The sequence below is a fragment of the Kitasatospora sp. NPDC001095 genome (assembly GCF_053598615.1).
On record NZ_JBSFKQ010000007.1, the window covers coordinates 1 to 16489 of the forward strand.

9 protein-coding genes and 1 pseudogene are annotated in these 16489 nt (G+C 69.4%); 3 read left to right on the forward strand and 7 right to left on the reverse strand.

Going from position 1 to position 16489, the window contains the following annotated elements; translation table 11 throughout:
• Positions 1–532 precede the first annotated feature (532 nt).
• A pseudogene (locus tag ACWDBB_RS08740) lies at positions 533–1741 on the forward strand (IS701 family transposase).
• A gap of 397 nt (positions 1742–2138) precedes the next feature.
• Here ACWDBB_RS08740 and ACWDBB_RS08745 read toward each other — a convergent pair.
• The 4 genes from ACWDBB_RS08745 to ACWDBB_RS08760 all read right to left on the reverse strand — a co-directional run bounded on the left by ACWDBB_RS08745 (position 2139) and on the right by ACWDBB_RS08760 (position 12014).
• Positions 2139–3707 carry a discoidin domain-containing protein gene (locus tag ACWDBB_RS08745; protein ID WP_449788890.1) on the reverse strand — a complete coding sequence of 523 codons (1569 nt, stop codon included), beginning with the start codon at positions 3705–3707 and terminating at the stop codon, positions 2139–2141.
• Between the two features lie 70 nt (positions 3708–3777).
• Positions 3778–7248 carry a hypothetical protein gene (locus tag ACWDBB_RS08750; protein ID WP_449788891.1) on the reverse strand — a complete coding sequence of 1157 codons (3471 nt, stop codon included), beginning with the start codon at positions 7246–7248 and terminating at the stop codon, positions 3778–3780.
• Between the two features lie 39 nt (positions 7249–7287).
• Positions 7288–9522 carry a hypothetical protein gene (locus ACWDBB_RS08755; RefSeq protein WP_449788892.1) on the reverse strand — a complete coding sequence of 745 codons (2235 nt, stop codon included), beginning with the start codon at positions 9520–9522 and terminating at the stop codon, positions 7288–7290.
• A 110-nt stretch (positions 9523–9632) separates the two neighbouring features.
• Complete coding sequence (locus tag ACWDBB_RS08760) at positions 9633–12014, reverse strand: DUF6603 domain-containing protein (RefSeq protein WP_449788893.1); 2382 nt, start codon at positions 12012–12014, stop codon at positions 9633–9635.
• Between the two features lie 757 nt (positions 12015–12771).
• Here ACWDBB_RS08760 and ACWDBB_RS08765 point away from each other — a divergent pair.
• Positions 12772–13589, forward strand: a protein-coding gene (locus tag ACWDBB_RS08765; RefSeq protein ID WP_449788894.1) for an IS5 family transposase whose coding sequence is annotated in 2 segments (ribosomal slippage) — positions 12772–13129 and positions 13129–13589 — 819 coding nt in all. Because the reading frame shifts where the segments join, the coding sequence is not laid out codon by codon here.
• A 342-nt stretch (positions 13590–13931) separates the two neighbouring features.
• A complete protein-coding gene (locus ACWDBB_RS08770) occupies positions 13932–14288 on the forward strand; it encodes an HNH endonuclease (protein ID WP_449788895.1) in 357 nt (118 codons plus the stop codon).
• A gap of 65 nt (positions 14289–14353) precedes the next feature.
• Here the strand turns inward: ACWDBB_RS08770 and ACWDBB_RS08775 are convergent, their stop codons facing one another.
• The 3 genes from ACWDBB_RS08775 to ACWDBB_RS08785 all read right to left on the reverse strand — a co-directional run bounded on the left by ACWDBB_RS08775 (position 14354) and on the right by ACWDBB_RS08785 (position 16272).
• Positions 14354–15193: an IS5 family transposase gene (locus ACWDBB_RS08775; protein WP_449788896.1), complete on the reverse strand. Its 840-nt coding sequence runs from the start codon at positions 15191–15193 to the stop codon at positions 14354–14356.
• A gap of 255 nt (positions 15194–15448) precedes the next feature.
• Entirely contained in the window at positions 15449–15796 is a 348-nt protein-coding gene (locus tag ACWDBB_RS08780) for a hypothetical protein (RefSeq protein ID WP_449788897.1), read from the reverse strand.
• A 107-nt stretch (positions 15797–15903) separates the two neighbouring features.
• Positions 15904–16272 carry a hypothetical protein gene (locus tag ACWDBB_RS08785; protein WP_449788898.1) on the reverse strand — a complete coding sequence of 123 codons (369 nt, stop codon included), beginning with the start codon at positions 16270–16272 and terminating at the stop codon, positions 15904–15906.
• Positions 16273–16489 lie beyond the last annotated feature (217 nt).

Genomic DNA, 16489 nt, shown 5'->3' on the forward strand with positions numbered 1-16489 from the left:
ATCGGCATGCCGGGTCCAACGACTGGCATCCCACCGGGATACCGGTCGCATCACCAGTTCATCCGAACTCGTTATGTGCGAAGGACCGGGCTAGCAAGCGGTAGGGGCGGTGCGGTGTCGTGAGGCTGAGCAGATGCGGTGCCGGCTTTTTCAGTCGTCCCTTTGCTAGCGGACCGGGTACTTGGCCAGGGCCAGACGGACCCTTCGGGGGGTGGGGCCTTGCCCTGACTGTCGGTGCTGTGTTCTTCGATCCCGAGCTGGGTGATGCCGGGTTGTGCGTTGACCCGGATGTTGGTGAGTCGGACGTGCAGGTCGTCGGTGTTGACGGTGGCAGTTCCGCCACTGGCGGGGCGAGGGTGAAGGCCTTACGGCGTTCCTGCAGCACAACGCGGAGCAGTACGCCGACCAGCTGGGCGACCCGTTCGAGGTCCTGCTCGGCACCGGCATGCGCCGCGGCGAGGTCCTGGCCCTGGACTAGTAGTGCTTTGTTAGGAGGCTTGTCGCATCGTGTGGTCGGTAGTTCTCTGTTGGTATGAGGGCTGGGGAGCTTGCGTTGTGGCGGGGTCGGTTGGAGGAGTTCGCGGCGGAGGTGTTCGCGCCCTTGGCCCGCTGTGATCAGCGGGCCAAGGGCGGGTTGTACCTGCGGGGGCTGCTGCTGGAGGGCCGGCGCAAGTCGATGCAGCCGATGGCCGAACGCCTCGGGGTCGACCACCAGGCGTTGCAGCAGTTCATGACGTCCTCGACCTGGCCGGTCGAGGACGTACGGGCCCGCCTGGCGCGGCGGGCGGTGCGGGCGGTGCGGCCCGAGGTGTAGGCCGTGGACGACACCGGCTTCCCCAAGGACGGAATGGCTTCGCCCGGGGTCGCCCGGCAGTACTCGGGCACTCTGGGCAAGGTCGGCAACTGCCAGATCGGGGTCAGTGTCCACGCGCTCTCCGACACCGCTTCCTGCCCGCTGTCCTGGCGGCTGTTCCTGCCGGAGCCCTGGGACGGGCCCGAGGCGGCCGCACGCAGGGCAGCGTGCCGGATCCCCGCGGACGCCCGCCACCGGCCGAAATGGCAGCTGGCCCTGGAGATGCTCGACGAACTCGCCTCCACCGGGCTGCGGTCCGCCGTGCTGGTCGCGGACGCCGCCTACGGGGCGAACGCCGACTTCCGCCACGGTCTGGAGGACCGCCACCTGGCCTACGTGCTGCAGGCCAAGGGCGAGATGACCGCCCACCGGGAGGACGCCGAACCGTATCGGCCGCCCTACGGGGGCCTGGGCCCGCGGCCACTGCCGCGCTACCGCACCCGCCCGCTTCCGCTGCGCGAGCACGTGCTGGCCGCCGGACGCCGGGCCGGACGCAGCGTGACCTGGCGCAAGGGATCCAAAGCCGCGATGAGTGCGCACTTCGTCCTCCTGCGCGTCCGGCTCGCCGGACGGCGCCCCAAGCCCGCCGACGACGGCACCATCCCGCTCACCTGGCTGATCGCCTAGTGGCCGGAAGGCGAGGCGGAGCCGGTCAAGTACTGGATCTCGAACCTGCCCGCCGACATCCCCGCCAAGGACCTCGTCCGACTCGCGAAGTCACGCTGGCGGATCGAACACGACTACCGCGAGCTGAAGACCCGACTCGGCCTGGACCACTTCGAAGGCCGCTCCTGGATCGGCTGGCACCGCCACGTCACCCTCGTCAGCGCCGCCCACCTGTTCCTCACCGAACAGCGCACCCTCCCAAAAGTCCTGTCCAGGGCCTGACCTTCGGCCAGGCCCTGGACCTCCTCCAACACCTCATCGCCACCTGGACCGGCACCTGCCCCACCTGCCGACAACCCACCCCATGGCAGACCTACGACACCACCTAACAAAGCACTACTAGTCGGCCGGGATGGCCATCACCGAGGTCATCCACCAGGCCGTCCTCCTGGTTCCGGCCTCTGCCTGGACACCGGCCGTCGAAGCCGACGGCGCCATCCGGGACGGCGCCTGAATCGCCGAGCTCGCCGGCGACGTCCAGCTCGCCAGAGGGCGCCGGAGCGGCTCCCGGGCCCGGCCAGAGGAGCAGCCTTGGCCGGTGGCTGCCGGGTGTCCAGGACCGTGGTGCCGGTTCCTGGCGCATGTGCCAGGGTGGCGTCGGCCTTCCTGGCAGCCGCACTTACGTGCCCGTTCCGTCCTGGGCGTCCGCGTCTGCCGGCGGGAGGGGGGCCTCCGTGGGAGAAGGGTGCGTGTCTGCTTGTGCCGGTGGGCCACCGTTGTTCGTCACAGCTGTTGCATCGGCGGAAGCGGTTGGCTGGTTGCTTCCGAGCGTGCCGCCCGGGTCGACGTCGACTGTGAGGGCAGCGCGCGGGGTGACGAGGAACTGACAGATACCGTATGGAAAGAGCTGGCCGACGGTGACGAGGACACGGACATATCGGGCCTCGGCTGGAGGGTTAATGGGGTGCCGGTATACCCCCCCGCTGGGTGTGAGCGCCCCCCTTGAGGTCCAGTTGGTTTGATCGGTCGATGTTTCGAGCCTTCCAGCGAGGATGCCCGCGTAGAAGTGGATCTCGACCCCGGTGATGTGGCGGACGACTCCCAGGTCGACCATCGCCCAGTCGTTGACCCTTGGGTTGAACCTCGCGTTGTAGTGGGTGTCGTCCCGGCCGTCCAGCATCTTGTCGGCCGTGTGACCCTCCGTGCCCTCGGGGAAGGCACTGGCGGCGGTTGGAAAGCCGGCGGTCAGGGTGTTGCGGGCTGTCACCGAAGTGGCGGTGAGCCCATCCGAGATGGTGGCACTTCCTTCGACGGTCAGGCCGCCGCTGTTGACCGAGATGCCGCCGGACGACTGGTGGATGCTGCTGCCCACGTCGATGTGACCGCCGTTGCCGACGACTTTGGGGACGGCCAGCTGCTTGCCCGGCGCAATGGTGACGTCGCCCTTCGCAAGGACGGTGCCGTTGACGATGAGGTTGCCGATGTCGAGGTCGGGTTTGATGACGGTGAGGTGGGTGGAGAGGATCCTCACGACGGGGTTGGACGGGTCGCCGGTGGTTCCTCGCAGGTAGAACGTGGTGTCGGACTTGATGCCTTCGATGTCCAGGCTTGTGCGGTTGGTGACGTCCCAGTTGAACCCTGGATACAGGAGTTCGTAGGTGGCGTTGGCGGAGCGTTCCCAGGTCAGTTTGACGTCGCCGCCGTTGGGGATGATGGAGGGCTCACACAGGAAGTTCCGCAGGTAGAAGTCGGCCGGGAACTTGCCCAGGTTGAAGATCGCCTTCCTCTCCTTGAAGGCGGTGGTCCCGGTGCGAGCGCTCTCCGTGACGGTGACCGGGGCGGTGCCGACCTTCCGGTTGATCGGGATGTCGGACAGCTGGATGGTGAACCCGGTGTCCGGGCCGATCGGTGCGTGGCTGCCGGTGGGCGCGCAGACGAACTCCTTGGCCGCGGAGTCCAGCCGCACGGTCCAGTCGGTGAGGCTGATCCTCGGGCTGATCTTGTTCAGGTCGGTGGCGAGGTCGGGTGACATCGTGCCGGCCGGGACCTTCACCCTGATCCACTCGACGTCGGCTGGGGTGCCGCTCTGCCGGGAGACGGAGATGACGACCTCCCCGACCTCCTCGGGGACCTCCGGGTTCCCCGGTGAGGCCTTCAGCGGGCTCGGCATGGTGGTGATCTGATACGACAGCAGCGGCTCATCGTCGGCTGCGGTGACGGGGTCCTGGGTCTGGATCACGACGGTCACAGGCTGGTCCTTGGGCTTGTTGGGCCGCGCCGCCCCGGGGCGGCGCGGCGCGTGGCGGCGGTCGTGGTTGTCAGTGATCGGTGCGGGCGTGGGCAGCGGCGTCGTCGAGGGTGAGGAAGCCGGAGCGGATCTCGGGTTCGGCGAGGGGGAGGTCGTACTGGTCCTGGCTGAGAATCGGCAGCCTCTCCCAGTCCCCGCCGCGGTTCTCGGACCAGGTCCAGGTGCCGACGACGCCGGCCGGGGTCGGCATAAGGACGGTCTCCTCGCCCTCACCCTGCGGGCCGCGCAGGGCGGTGGTGGCGGCCAGGAGCGGGCCGGTGCGGAAGTTCACGCTCATGCGGGCGATCGCCGGATCGGTGAACTCCTGCGGTACGAACACCTTCTTGGTGGCGAAGATGTCGGTGGTGGCGTGCACTGCCGCCCGCGGGTCCAGCAGCACGGTGGCAACCGCCGTGCTGTTCTCACCGAAGTCGAGTGCCAGACTGGGCTTGTCGCCGATCGGCCGAAGGTACTCCCCGCCGCCGACGGACGGGTCGACGACCGTCTCGAAGTGCTCGTAGTCGTCGTCGAGGACGTATCCGACCAGGCCGTCGTCGCTCTGCTGCGCCTCGCCGAGGCGGATCGTCCAGGGGTAGGTGGGCAGTTTCGAGGTCGAGGTGGTGTCGAAGAGGTTCGGCCAGCTGACGTCGGTGCGCAGGGGGCCGCGCAGGTCCATGGTGAGGCGGGTGCGGACCAGGGCGAGGGGTCGGCCGAGGAAGAAACCGAGGCCGGGGTCGGCCGGGCCGTCCGGATCGATGGTCTGCAGGGCCCGGTCGACGGTGGCGCGGAACGCGTCGAAGGTCTGCGGACCGCGGGTCTTCACGGCGTTCAGCAGCCGGTAGGCGTGCTTGGAGATGTCCCGCAGTTGCTCGAAGCGGGTCACCTGGGAGCCGGGCAGGGCGGACCAGAAGACTTCCCGCTGGCCGTTGCCGTTCCGGGTAACGCGCAGTTCGCCGAGCGCGGCACCGTCGAGTGCGTGGACGACGAGGGACTGGTCGAGACGGTTGTGCAGCAGCCAGGCGCAGACGGGGTTGGCCCCCGGGGTCAGGTCGGTGTCGTCATCGGTGGTGGCGGCGAGGAAGTCGAAGCGCATCCGGGCCGGTTGCAGGAGACGGGGGCCCAGTTCGACCAGCCGGTCGCTGTCGTAGTCGCTGACGGGGTGAGCCGGGCGCATGGTGTCGGGCATCTCGGGCGCGAAGTGGGACGAGTTGGTGATGAGGTTGACGGAGCGTCCGAAACGGTCGACGACGGCCAGGTCGAGGAAGGCGAGCTGGCCGGCGCGCAGCTCCTGGAAGGTGGAGTCGGGCCACTCGTCCCAGTCGCTGGCGGGCATGCCGCCGGGGTCCGGCGGGGGGTAGTCGCCGTTGCCGATGAGGGCGGCGAGGTCGCCGGCGGGCTGGAGGCCGGCCAGGGGCTGGCGTTGGGCGATGGCGGCGCCGAATCCGTCGAGGGTCTGGGAGAGGTAGTCCGCTTCGCGGGCCTGGGAGCGCACGTGCCGCAGGGCGTCGGCGGGCAGCTGGTCGCGCACGCGGGCGTAGCTCTGCAGGGTGCCGTCGACGATGTGGCCCGCGGTGGGGGCGAGGGTCTGGCGGCCGGAGACGATCAGCGGGGTGCCGGGCTCTCCGGTGCCCTTCCACTGGTAGCGGGAGCCGTCGACGAAGTCCCAGTGCGCGGTTTCGCCGTCGCGCAGCGGTAGGGGGAAGTATTCGGCCTTCCACAGTAGGAACAGCGGCTGCCAGGGCATCGCCCACGGCGTGATTCCGTACTCGGGCAGGGTGCCCGTGACGTCCCGGATCGCGCCGGTCTTCAGCGCGCGGTCGAGGATGAGGAACTCGCTGAGCAGCGCGGGGAAGCAGGGCGGCTGCTGGCCGGTGAGGTCGATCTGGGCGGCGACGTCGGCGACGTCGGTGGTGGTGATGCCGGAGGCACGGGTGACCAGGCGTTCGGGGGTGCGGCAGGGCAGGGCGGTGTCGCGGGTGAGCGGGGCGTGCAGGTTGGCGCCCTGGAGGGTGACGACCGGGTCGGCGCTGTACTCGAAGTCCTGGGCCGGGACGCGGATCAGCCTGCGGGCGGCCCGGGCGCCGTAGGCCGGGTACAGGGCGTCGATGCGGGCCGCCAGGTCCGCCTCGCTCTTGCCCCAGGGCAGCTCGGCGCGCTGCAGGGCCAGGTCGCGGGCGAGGGCCACGACACGTCCGGCTGCGCCGTCCTCGTAGCCGGGGTCGAGCTCGTCGGCGATGCGGGCGGTGAAGTCGGAGGGTTTCTTCGACAGGTGGGTGAGCCACCACAGGTGGTACAGGTGTTCGCGGGCGGTGTCGAGTTCGGCTTCGGTGGCGTCGTGGGCGGCCTGGCGGCGGTTGAGCTCGGCGACGGTGTCGGCCTCCGCCGCCCGGGCCGCGTGGGAGGTGGTGCGGCCGGTCTCCTCGCCGCGTTCGCCGATGAACCAGCGGTATCCGCCGGCGACGGGGCCGAAGGCGCTGTCGTGGGCACGGCGGTCGGTGAGGATGTCGGCCTCGGGCCGGTCGCGCTCCTCCAGGGCGTCGATGCCGCCGAGGAGGAAGGCCCGGAACAGGTCGGCCTCGTCGCCGGAAAGTGCACCTTCGCCGTCAGCCCGGGCGCCGAGTTCCGAGACGGCTTCGGCGATGCTGTTGGACACGATCGGGGTGACGTCGGCCGGCTTCGGGCAGGGCGAGTCAGGGACGGGGCCGGTCAGGTCCCAGTCCAGGCCCAGGACCGTTCCGGAGTAGACGGAGGAGCGGATGCCGCTGCCGGAGCCGACGGGCGGTGTCCACTGCAGGCGCTCCAGCAGCACGGTGAGGTCGTCGGGGCCGGCGAGGATGTCACTGTCCGGCTGGGCGTACCAGCCGGCGACGAAGTAGCTGAGCCGTTCCTGCGACGGGAGTTCGCCCTCCGGGCCGTCGAGGAGCGTGTCGTGCATCGAGAAGACGTTGCTGTTGTAGGGCTGGAAGACGGAGAAGGCCGGCAGTCCGGGGCCGATCGCGGTGAGGAACGGCGCGTGGCGGTCGGTGGGCTCGCGCCAGGGGCCGGTGAGTTCGTGGCACCTGCCGATCAGGGTCGCGGCGGGTTCTTCACTGTCGGGGTCGAAGTCGGGGTTCTGGAAGGAGACGGTGCCGTTCATGGGGTCGAGGTAGTCGCTCTCGACGATCCAGGCCTTGAGCGCGCGGGTGCTGTCGGCGTGGCGTACGACGAGCCACCGGTTGGGCACCAGGGGGAAGTCCCCGACGCCCTCCTCCTCGTCGTGGCGGCCGCGGGTGAGGGCGGCGGGCAGTTCCCACTGGAGATAGACGCCGAGGCGCTCCTCCCGGCCGGTCCACTCCTCGGGGCTGGAGAACGGGGTGGGCTCCGGGGGGACGCCCTCGCCGATGTTCTTGAAGTTGGTGGTCCAGCGGTGGAAGACGTGCGGTGTCGCGGTGTCGCGGGTCTGCCGGTTGACGGCGAGGGCTGCAACCTCTACCGGCACGATGAGGGTGGTGTCCACGGACATGGCCCGGGTCCTTTCGTCGGTGCGGGGGTGGGCGGGCACTCAGGGCCGGGAGAAGGTCTGTGCCTGCGGCGCGTTGATCATCTGCAGGGCGAACTGCGCGGAGGAGATCCGTGCCACCCCGTGCGCCTCGGACAGGGCGGGCAGCAGGGCGTCGCCGGTGCCGTCGACGTTGAGGACGTCCCTGCCCCCGGGACGCAGGAAACGCCGGAAGCGGCTGTCGTCGGCCGGCGGGGGTGGGGGGAACTCGCCCATGGGGTGGCCGATCCGGTCTCCGGTGATCTCGCGCAGCTCGATGGTGCCCCGGTCGCCGATGCCGAAGCACAGGCCGCGCGGCGGCTCCGCCAGCTCGAAGCGGTCGATGACCTCCGGAAAGAGCAGCAGGCGGACCTCGGTGCCGAACACGGCATCGCGGACCGGTTCGACGGTGCGCTGCCCCACGTAGGCGGTGGCGATGGTGTGGGGCCAGTTCGGGACCAGGCTGGAGTTGATCAGCACCGCGCACTTCGGGACCGGCCCGCCGCCGGTGGCGAGGGCGTTGAGGTCGGCGTCCAGGGCGTGGCCGACGCCGACGCTCAGCGCGCCGTCGACCGCCGCCCGCACCCAGCCGGCGTCGAGGTAGGCGAAGCGGATGCTCTCGGCTGGCAGTGCACGGAGGTCGGGGGCCAGGTGGGACAGGCTCAGTGGCTCCAGGCGGCGCAGCGTGTCCAGCCAGGCGGTGACCTTGGCGAACTGGTCGGGGGCGGCCTGTGTGAGCAGATCCGCCACGCCGGGCTGGGCGAGGACGGCACGTGCGTCAGCGGGGCTGCGGCGGGCGCGGGCCGCAGTGCGGCGTCGGCCGGCGCGCAGCTGGGGGCCGGCCTGGTCGATGGCCCGGGTCAGGCGGGCACCGTCGCCGTGGCCGTCGGCGGTGAGGAGCCGGTCGAAGGCTTCGAAGGCCAGTGGTGCGGTGAGGTGACGGCCGGTCAGTGCGGTCACGGCGCGGGCGGCGAGCTCCGGGTGGGAGGCGAGGCGGCGGGCCGCGGTCCGGGCGGCGGAGCGGAACTCCAGCAGGGCGCTGCGGAACTCGGCGTCGGCGAGGGCGAGGGTGCGGCCGGTGGTGAACGCGGCGGCGTAGGCGGTGTCGAAGACGCCGTACTGCTGCAGGTAGATCAAGGCCTCGCCCGGGGAGTCCAGACGGGTCGCAGCCGGGTCGGGAAGCCTTTGGACGGGTTGGGCGGTGAGTGGGCCGCGGTAGAAGGCGAAGGTGCGCTCGCCGGTCTCCAGGCGCTGCGGCAGGGCCACGGCGCCGCCCGCCATCCGGTCAAGGGCCTCCTTCTGCGGACCGGCCGGATTTGCTGGGCCGACGGCCGGCACGCGCAGGCGCAGTTCGTCCGCCGGGCGCGGGATGGTGCCGTCGGTGGTGGCCAGGTGCTGGGCGAGGTCGCCGAACCCGACGCCGGAGTCGGGTTGGGTGGTGAAGGACCAGGAGACCAGGGAGACCAGACGCAGGCCTTCGGCGGGGGCGGGGATGGTCAGGTACTGGTCGAATCCTTCGAGGGAGACCAGGTGGACGACGTGGCGCCCGCCCGCGGCGGCGGGGAAGCGGTTGGCGACGAGGACGGCGTTGAGTTCGCCCTCGTCGGGCTCCGGGTCCGTGCCGGCGCGGGTGGCGTCCGGGCGCCCGCCCTCGCGCAGGTGCGCGAGGTAGCCCATCTCGGCGGGCAGCGGCTTCACCGCGTCGAAGAGGGCGGAGGGGACGAGGACAGTGGCGCACTGCTCCTCGTACTCGTCGGGGCGCAGGCTGTCCGCCGGGAGAGCCGGGGGCTTGCCGTTTCCGAGGGCGCCGTTCAGGAGCCGGCGCACGGTGCCAGTGGTGACCAGGCCCACCGCGTCCCGGTCCTCGGGTAGCTCGTCCTCGCGGAACACCAGCAGGGCCATCCACGGGACGGCACCCGGCTGACCGTCGCCGAGCGCCCGGGCCCAGGGCAGGCCGGGGGCGTCGAGGTTGATGTGGGCGAGGGTCTGGCTGTAGGTGCCGACGGCGTCCGGCACGGGGAACTGTGCGTTGATGCCGGTCGGGTCGACGCTGAAGCGTGGTTGAACGACGTCGAAGGGCTGCGGGGTGGCGTCGATGACGCGGTCCGCACCGCCGAGGTCCTTGAAGGTCTGCCGGTTGTCGATCCGGTACCGGCCGGCGTACAGCGAGGGGATGCGGTGGTCGAAGAAGCGGGTGCGGTGCTCGGCGCCCGGCTCGCTGGTGCGCGGCGCAGGACCGGGTTCGGACGTGGTGGTCACAGGGCGTGCCTTTCGACAGGACGCGGGGGTGGCTGGGCAAGGGGTGCGGGCGCGGCGACGGGGACCGGCGAGCGGGTGACGGTACGGGCGGCCCGATGCGGCGCGTCCGGTCAGCCGGCGACGAGCATCGGCTCGGCGGTGAACGCAGTGCCGATGGCGTTCGCGTAGCCGCTCAGGTCGGTGTCGAGAACGCCAAGGTCCGTGCCGAGACCTTTGAGTGCCTGGGCCAGGGCGGCGCGGCTGTCGCGGGTGGCGGCGTCGATGCCGCTCTGGATCGCGGCGATCACCCCGCCGGGACGGGTCGGGACGGGGCCGGTGGCCGACTCCCCGGAGAGGGGTTGGTTGCCGTCGGGGTTGATCGGGTCGAAGGAGATGGCCTGCTCGTCGAGGAACCCGGTGGAGGTGCCGTGGTCGACCGGCGGCGACGAAAGCCGGATCCCGAGGACCCGGTCGGTAATGATCCCGTCGTTCGGCGCGTCCGGCTCCTGGCCCCACAGGCCGTTGGGCACGTTGCCGCGCAGCACCGCTCGGCCCCACGGCGTCATGGTCGAGGCCTGGCCGTTGTAGGTGAGCCAGATACGCAGTTCGCTGCCCTTGCCCCGCACGTGCATGGGCAGGATGTCCACCGTGCTGTCGGTGGTGACGGGCGTGGTGCTGCTCTGGTCAAGGTAGACCTTGCTGACGGGTGCCTGGGTGTCAGCCGTGAACGTGAGGCCGCCGTTGCTGACCAGCCACGGCTTGACCGCGCCGCGGGTGGGCGGGGCACCCTCCCCGGTGTATCCGGCGACCGCCGTGATGCGGACCATGTTCTCCGGCGGCGGCAGCATGCCCTGGAAGCCGCCCCAGTCCAGCGCGGGGACCTTATTGCGGCGGTCGGCGCCGAAGCCGATGGTGAAGGAGATGAACCACAGGTGGACGGTCGCCTCGCCGCCCACCGCGGGGCCCCAGACCCGGACGCTGACACCGACCTCGACGGAGATCCTGACCTTGACGAACCAGACCTTGATGGTCGCCGAGACCCCGACCCGGATGCCCATGCCGACGTCGAAGTAGAAGGGGTTCCATTCGAGCAGGGCGTCCACCCGGGCGGTGAGCCAGGCGCGTAGCATGCCGGACTGGAAGACGACGTTCAGGGACCCGCCGGCCATCAGGGACTTGGGGGTGAACGCGGCGTAGGCGTTACCGGTGATGTTGACGGTGGAGCCGACGCCCCAGGTCAGGCCGGCCGGCTGCTGGCGAGGGTAGCGTGCGGGCAGCTCCAGTCCTGCGGGGATCGCGCCCAGCATGAACGCGAAGTCGCCGGCCTGCGGGTGGTTGCCGAACCAGAACTTCATGCCCACGCCGCCGCGCAGCTTGCAGTTCGGGTCGATGAGGAACGTCTTCTCGGTGAACGCCGCGCCGATGCTCAGCTCCCCGGCCGTCGGGCGCAGGGTGGCTTCGATGCCGATCTCCACCCGGGCGATCTTCTTGTTGCTCTTGGTGGGCAGCTGCATCCCGGCGGCGCCGAGCAGGCTGATCGTCAGGTCGGAACCGGTCTGTACCAGCGCCAGGGCGCGGCCGCTGAACGTCTCGAAGCAGTCAAAGGCCAGGCCGGCGGCGAACCAGAGGTCACCCTGCTGGGGTCGTACCCATGGATTTCCGCCGCCGATCAGCGCCGAGAGGACCCTCAACGGGTCGACTTCCTCGTCGTCTGCGCCGATCGCACCCGGATTGTCCAAAGCCATCAGGAACGGGAAGTCGCCCAGCGCGTCCGCCGCCGGGACCCGCACGCGACTGTTCCAGCCGAACCCGGCGGAGATGCCGCGCACCTGGAACAGCGGCGGCCCGAACCCGACCTGGCTGCCGAGGGAGCCGTAGGCGAACAGGGACGGATCAGCGCCGTTGCTCGGGACGACGTAGGCGCCCATCGCCGAGCCGTTGAAGGCCCCCGTATCGACCAGCAGCACCCCGCCGACCACCGCCTTGTACGGCGGGGATGCCGGCAGCGCGGTCAGCGCGCCGGCGATCCGCAGCGGCGGGCTGTAGTAGTCGACGCTCAACCCGTTCTCCCCGCCCGGTGCGTCGATCGGCGACCAGCCGCGCACCGACGGGCCCTCCAGGACCCGCACGCCCTTGCGGCGGCGCGGCCCCGGACGGGGAGTGAGGATGCCGTTCTCGGTCACCAGTGCTTGCGGGACGCGCTCGCGTGGGGCGCCGTCGCGATGGCGCACCGCCGGCAGGGCGCGGCCCAGGCCATCGAGACGTCCGGGGTCGGTCGGCGGTGCGGGCGCGCGCTGGACCAGCCGCAGAGCCCGGCCGCCCGCCAGCGCCCATGCCCCGGGCGCCAACGCGGTGCCGGCGGGAGCGCCGTCGACCAGGACCAGAGTCCGGTCCTCGCCGAGATCGGCGACGGCCAGCATGCCGGTCACCCACTCGCCGTCCGTGGAGAACGAGATGCGTACCGGGACCGCAGACGTGGAGGCGGTGGTCGAGGCCAGGCCGCTGACCGCCATGGCCTGCGGATCACCCTGCGCGCCGTCAACGCGCACGGGACCCGGGCGGAACACGAGTTCGGCGGCGTCGCGATCGGCGAGGACAGACGCCGGAATCTCGACCACACCCCCTGCGGCCGCCTGTTCGAGGAGCTTCCGAACGTCTTCCACGCGTGCTGTCACAGCGGCCCAACCTTCTACTCGCAGCAAAAGGGGAAGGCGGAATCACGCGCCGGCCACGGTGCCAGGCCTGACGTGTCCGCTGAGAGGGAGCGTAGCCAGGTGGACACCCTTAGAAGCCGTATGCCTACGTTAAGTTACCAAAATGGCTGAAAGCAGGTACCCGAACCGACCCTGGAGGGCGTGACGACCGATCGATCACACTCAGCGGGCCATCACGGTGTCGGCATCCAGTGAGAGCCAGCCATTGAACGGCGGATCACTACTGCGGCCGACCTTCCGTGCAGCGGCTCGCGGAGAGTTCTGGACCCGGGTTCTTGCAGGACATGCGGGTGATGCCGTCCAACGCCGAAGTCACCCACTGGTTCCACAAGGTCCGCCTCAACCGGGAGCAGCACTTCCTGATGGCGTCGCCGGTCCGATAGGACAGCTACGTGAGACTGACTGCTGTAGATGTCACCGGTCAGCCCATCTGACCTGGGAACATGCCAGCTTCCTTCGGCAGAACCAGGGCCGGACGGGCGAGCGTTGTTGTCACGTACGTACGTAGCGGGGCTTTAGACCGTGTCCTATGTGGTGATGGCTCGTTGGTTGGGGCATGGGGCGGGGTACGTGGAGTTGGATTGTTCCGGACGGACTGTGGGAGATCGCGAAGCCGCTGATCCCGCCGGACCGGGTGCGGCCGCAGGGTGGCGGGACGGCGAACACGCCTGATGAGACGCTGTTCGCCGCGATCGTCTACGTGCTCGTCAGCGGGTGTGCATGGCGTGCGCTGCCGCCCTGCTTCGGAGTATCGAAGTCCACTGTCCACCGCCGCTTCCTCATCTGGTCGAGGGCCGGCGTGTGGGGCCGGCTGCACGAGCTGGTACTGGAGCGCCTGGACGACACCGGCCTGCTGGACGTCTCCCGCGTCGTGCTCGACTCCGCCCACGTCAGGGCCAAAAAAGGGGCGGACTCACAGGTCCGAGCCCCGTGGACCGGGGCAGGCCGGGTTCCAAGATGCACGTCCTGTCGGACGCGGGCGGACTGCCCCTCATCGTCGCCGTCACCGCGGGCAACACCCACGACAGCAAGGCCCTGAAGCCCGTGATCGAGGCCCACCTGATGAGACAGCACACTTGGGGCGCCCGCTACCGAAAGCCCGGACGCCTCCACGCCGACAAAGCGTACGACGTTCCCCACCTGCGAAAATGGCTGCGCGGCAAACGCATTGGCGTCCGCATCGCACGCAAGGGGATCGAGTCCAGCGAGCGCCTCGGACGCCGCAGGTGGGTCATCGAACGCACGATGTCGTGGCTGACCGGCTACCGCCGACTCAACCACCGCTACGAACGCGACCCCCGCAACTACCTGGCCTTCCTCGGCCTCGCCGCCACCCTCTGCTGCTACAAGCAACTGGCCCGCCTCACCACATAGGACACGGTCTTAGACGGTCGTCCTGGTGGCCATGATCAGCCTTGATGATGCGTCGCAGGGTCGTATGTGAACACCGTGGCGTCTTGCCTGGTCCCGTCAAGCCTCAAGAAGTTGGCGAGGAAGTCCCATTCGGGCACCAACGGGCCCTGCTTGATGTATCCGGTCTTCGCATTTGCCTGCGTGGGAGTCGCCAGGAGCAGGGGAGCAGCCGCGAGGGCAAGAGCCGCGAGTACCGTGCGTGTCTTCATGCCTTGATCAACGACTCAACTTGCCATGAGATGCGCACCTGCCACCCCGCGACTATGCGTAGCCCCCGGCTTGCTCGGGCCCGCCAACGATCGAATGAAGGGGGCACCGTGCGCTGTGTCGACTGCCTCTCGCCCCCGACTCACCGAGGGCGCTGCGAAGCCCACCACAGGGCCTACGAAGCCCGCCCCTCGGTCCGGCCGACGGCTGCAAGCCCTGGTCTCGCGCCACTACAGCGGCGCCGAGCGGCTTCGCCAGCGGATCGACCGAGCGGGCTCCGCGGTCTGCGGGCTATGCGGCGAGGGCTTCCCCGCCGAGTTGGTCGACGTAGACCACCGGACCCCGCTCGCCCTCGGCGGCGAGGACACCGACGACAACGTGTGGCCACTGTGCCGCACCTGCCACCGAGGGAAGACCCGCACGGACTTCGGGACGACGGTTCCGCCGTTCTGACAGCATGACGCCCCAGCACGGACCTCTCAGAGGGCGTTTGAAGTAGGCAGATTGCCCTTTATGTCCTAGTAGGTTCCTCGCCAGGTTGGTGTGGTCTCGTCCGTTATGCGCTTGGAGAGGTTGTCGATAGAGGCGATGTGGATCATGGCCTCGGAGCTGGCCGGCAGGGTCTCGTAGTCCCGGGCCAGGCGGCGACGCAGCATGATCCACCCCAAGCTTCGTTCGACCACCCAGCGCCTTTTCACGACGTGGAAGCCGCGGACGTTGGATTTTCTGTTGACGACTTCGACGTCGATTCCCAGGCCGGCTCCATGTTCGACCACGGTGTTCTTGAAGCCGGTGTCGACCCAGGCTTTGGAGATGCTCGGGTAGGTCTTCTTGGCCTGGTTGAGGAGGTGGATTCCCAGGGTGTTCTCGGACAGGCTCGCGGCGGTCACGGTCACGGCGAGGATCAGGCCGATGGTGTCAGTGAGGATGCCGCGCTTCCTCCCGACGATCTTCTTCGCCGCGTCGGTTCCCTGGCTGGCCAGGGGCACGTTGGTGGAGGTCTTCACGCTCTGGGTGTCGATCACCGAGGCGGTCGGCTCGGGTTTGCGGCCTTCCTTTACTCGAGCCAATCCGGTGAGTTCGTAGTTGAGTTGGGCGAAGATGCCCTCGTCGCGCCATGCCGCATAGTAGGCGTAGACGGTGCCATGGTTGGGGAAGTCGTGCGGGAGGTACTTCCAGGGGATTCCGGTGCGGTTGACATAGAGGATCGCGTTGAAGACGTCGCGCAGGTCGACCTTCGCCGGCTGGCCGGTGGGCCTGCGGTCGAGCCGGGCCTTTCTCCATGCTGTCAGAATCGGCTCGATGAGGGCCCATCGGGCGTCGGACAGATCGCTCGGGTACGGCTTGCGCTCGGTCATGACACAGCGTCAGCACGGATGGGGCGGAGGGCCCTGCTCCACGACCCAGTGGGCGTTTCTGTGACTTCTTCAAACCAGACGGACTTCAAGGCATAGATGCGGGCGAGACGGACAGCCGTTCCTCTGATCCTAGGAGGGGCGTTGCTGATCTATCGGGCATAACATCACCAAAGCGGCATGGCCATAAGCCATTTACAGGATTAAATGTGCTAAAACGCCCTCTCAGAGCCCGTGCTGGGCAATAATGCGAGCTAATCACCGAATAATGTCGTAATAAGTCAGGCCGGTCGGGTTGACGTCGAAGATCGTCATGCCCTTGGGGGCGCTGGCCGCCACGTACCCCGCGACAGCGTTGCCTGACTCATCCGCAACCGTAATACCGCCGGGGATCACCGTCCCGCCACTGACAACGATGACAGGCCGACCGTCGCGGTACTCAATCGAGAGAGTCCCGATGTCCTCGGGCTTGACCTGGTCCGCCGGGATCAGCGCGAGTGCCGTGCCGTCGGGGGCGGGAGTCAGGCCAAGGCTTGCCATCTGCTCGGGCGACATCTGAACCGGGGCCGGGCCGTGGGAGTTGGCTTCGGGCGTGGTCTCGGACATGGCTGTCTCCTTGCCGGTTGGGTTCTGTGGCTGTGCTGACACTGCCCCGACGCAGGAAGCGGGCGGCGCGTACCAGGACGGGGCGGTGGAGGCGCTGACTGCTGACGCTACGCATTGCCCGAGTAGTCGATGAACCGGACGCCACCCGCCGTGGCCACCAGCTCATCCGTGACAACGCCGTCATCGGACATGAAATTCACACCCATGAGCCCTGGTTCCCGGAGTGACCGGCCAGTTGACACACCTACCGCATACGCCGCAACAGCGTTCCCGGAGCCATCCACGACCGTGAGGCCCGCCGGGATGTACCTCCCGCCGCTGACGACGATGACGGGCTGACCGTCGCGGTACTCGATCGACAGCGTGCCAACGTCCTCGGGCTTGACCTGGTCGGGCGGAATCAGCGCCGGTTCGGTCGTCTCCGGCGTGAGCTGGACCGGAGCCGGTCCCTTTGAGTTGGGCGTGGTCTCGGGCATGGCTGCCTCCTCACTGGCCGGCTCGGCGCCGACGCATGCGGATCTTCCCATGACTGTCCGCCAGCAAACCATCACTCTAGACAGATCGGGGGTACCGCCATGCCACGCAGGCCACGCCCCCCGTGCTCGGTCCCCGGGTGCCCCGAGCTGACGGCCCGTGGTGGTCGCTGCCCCGACCACCAGGCCGAGGCGGACGCACAGCGAGGCACGCCGGGCG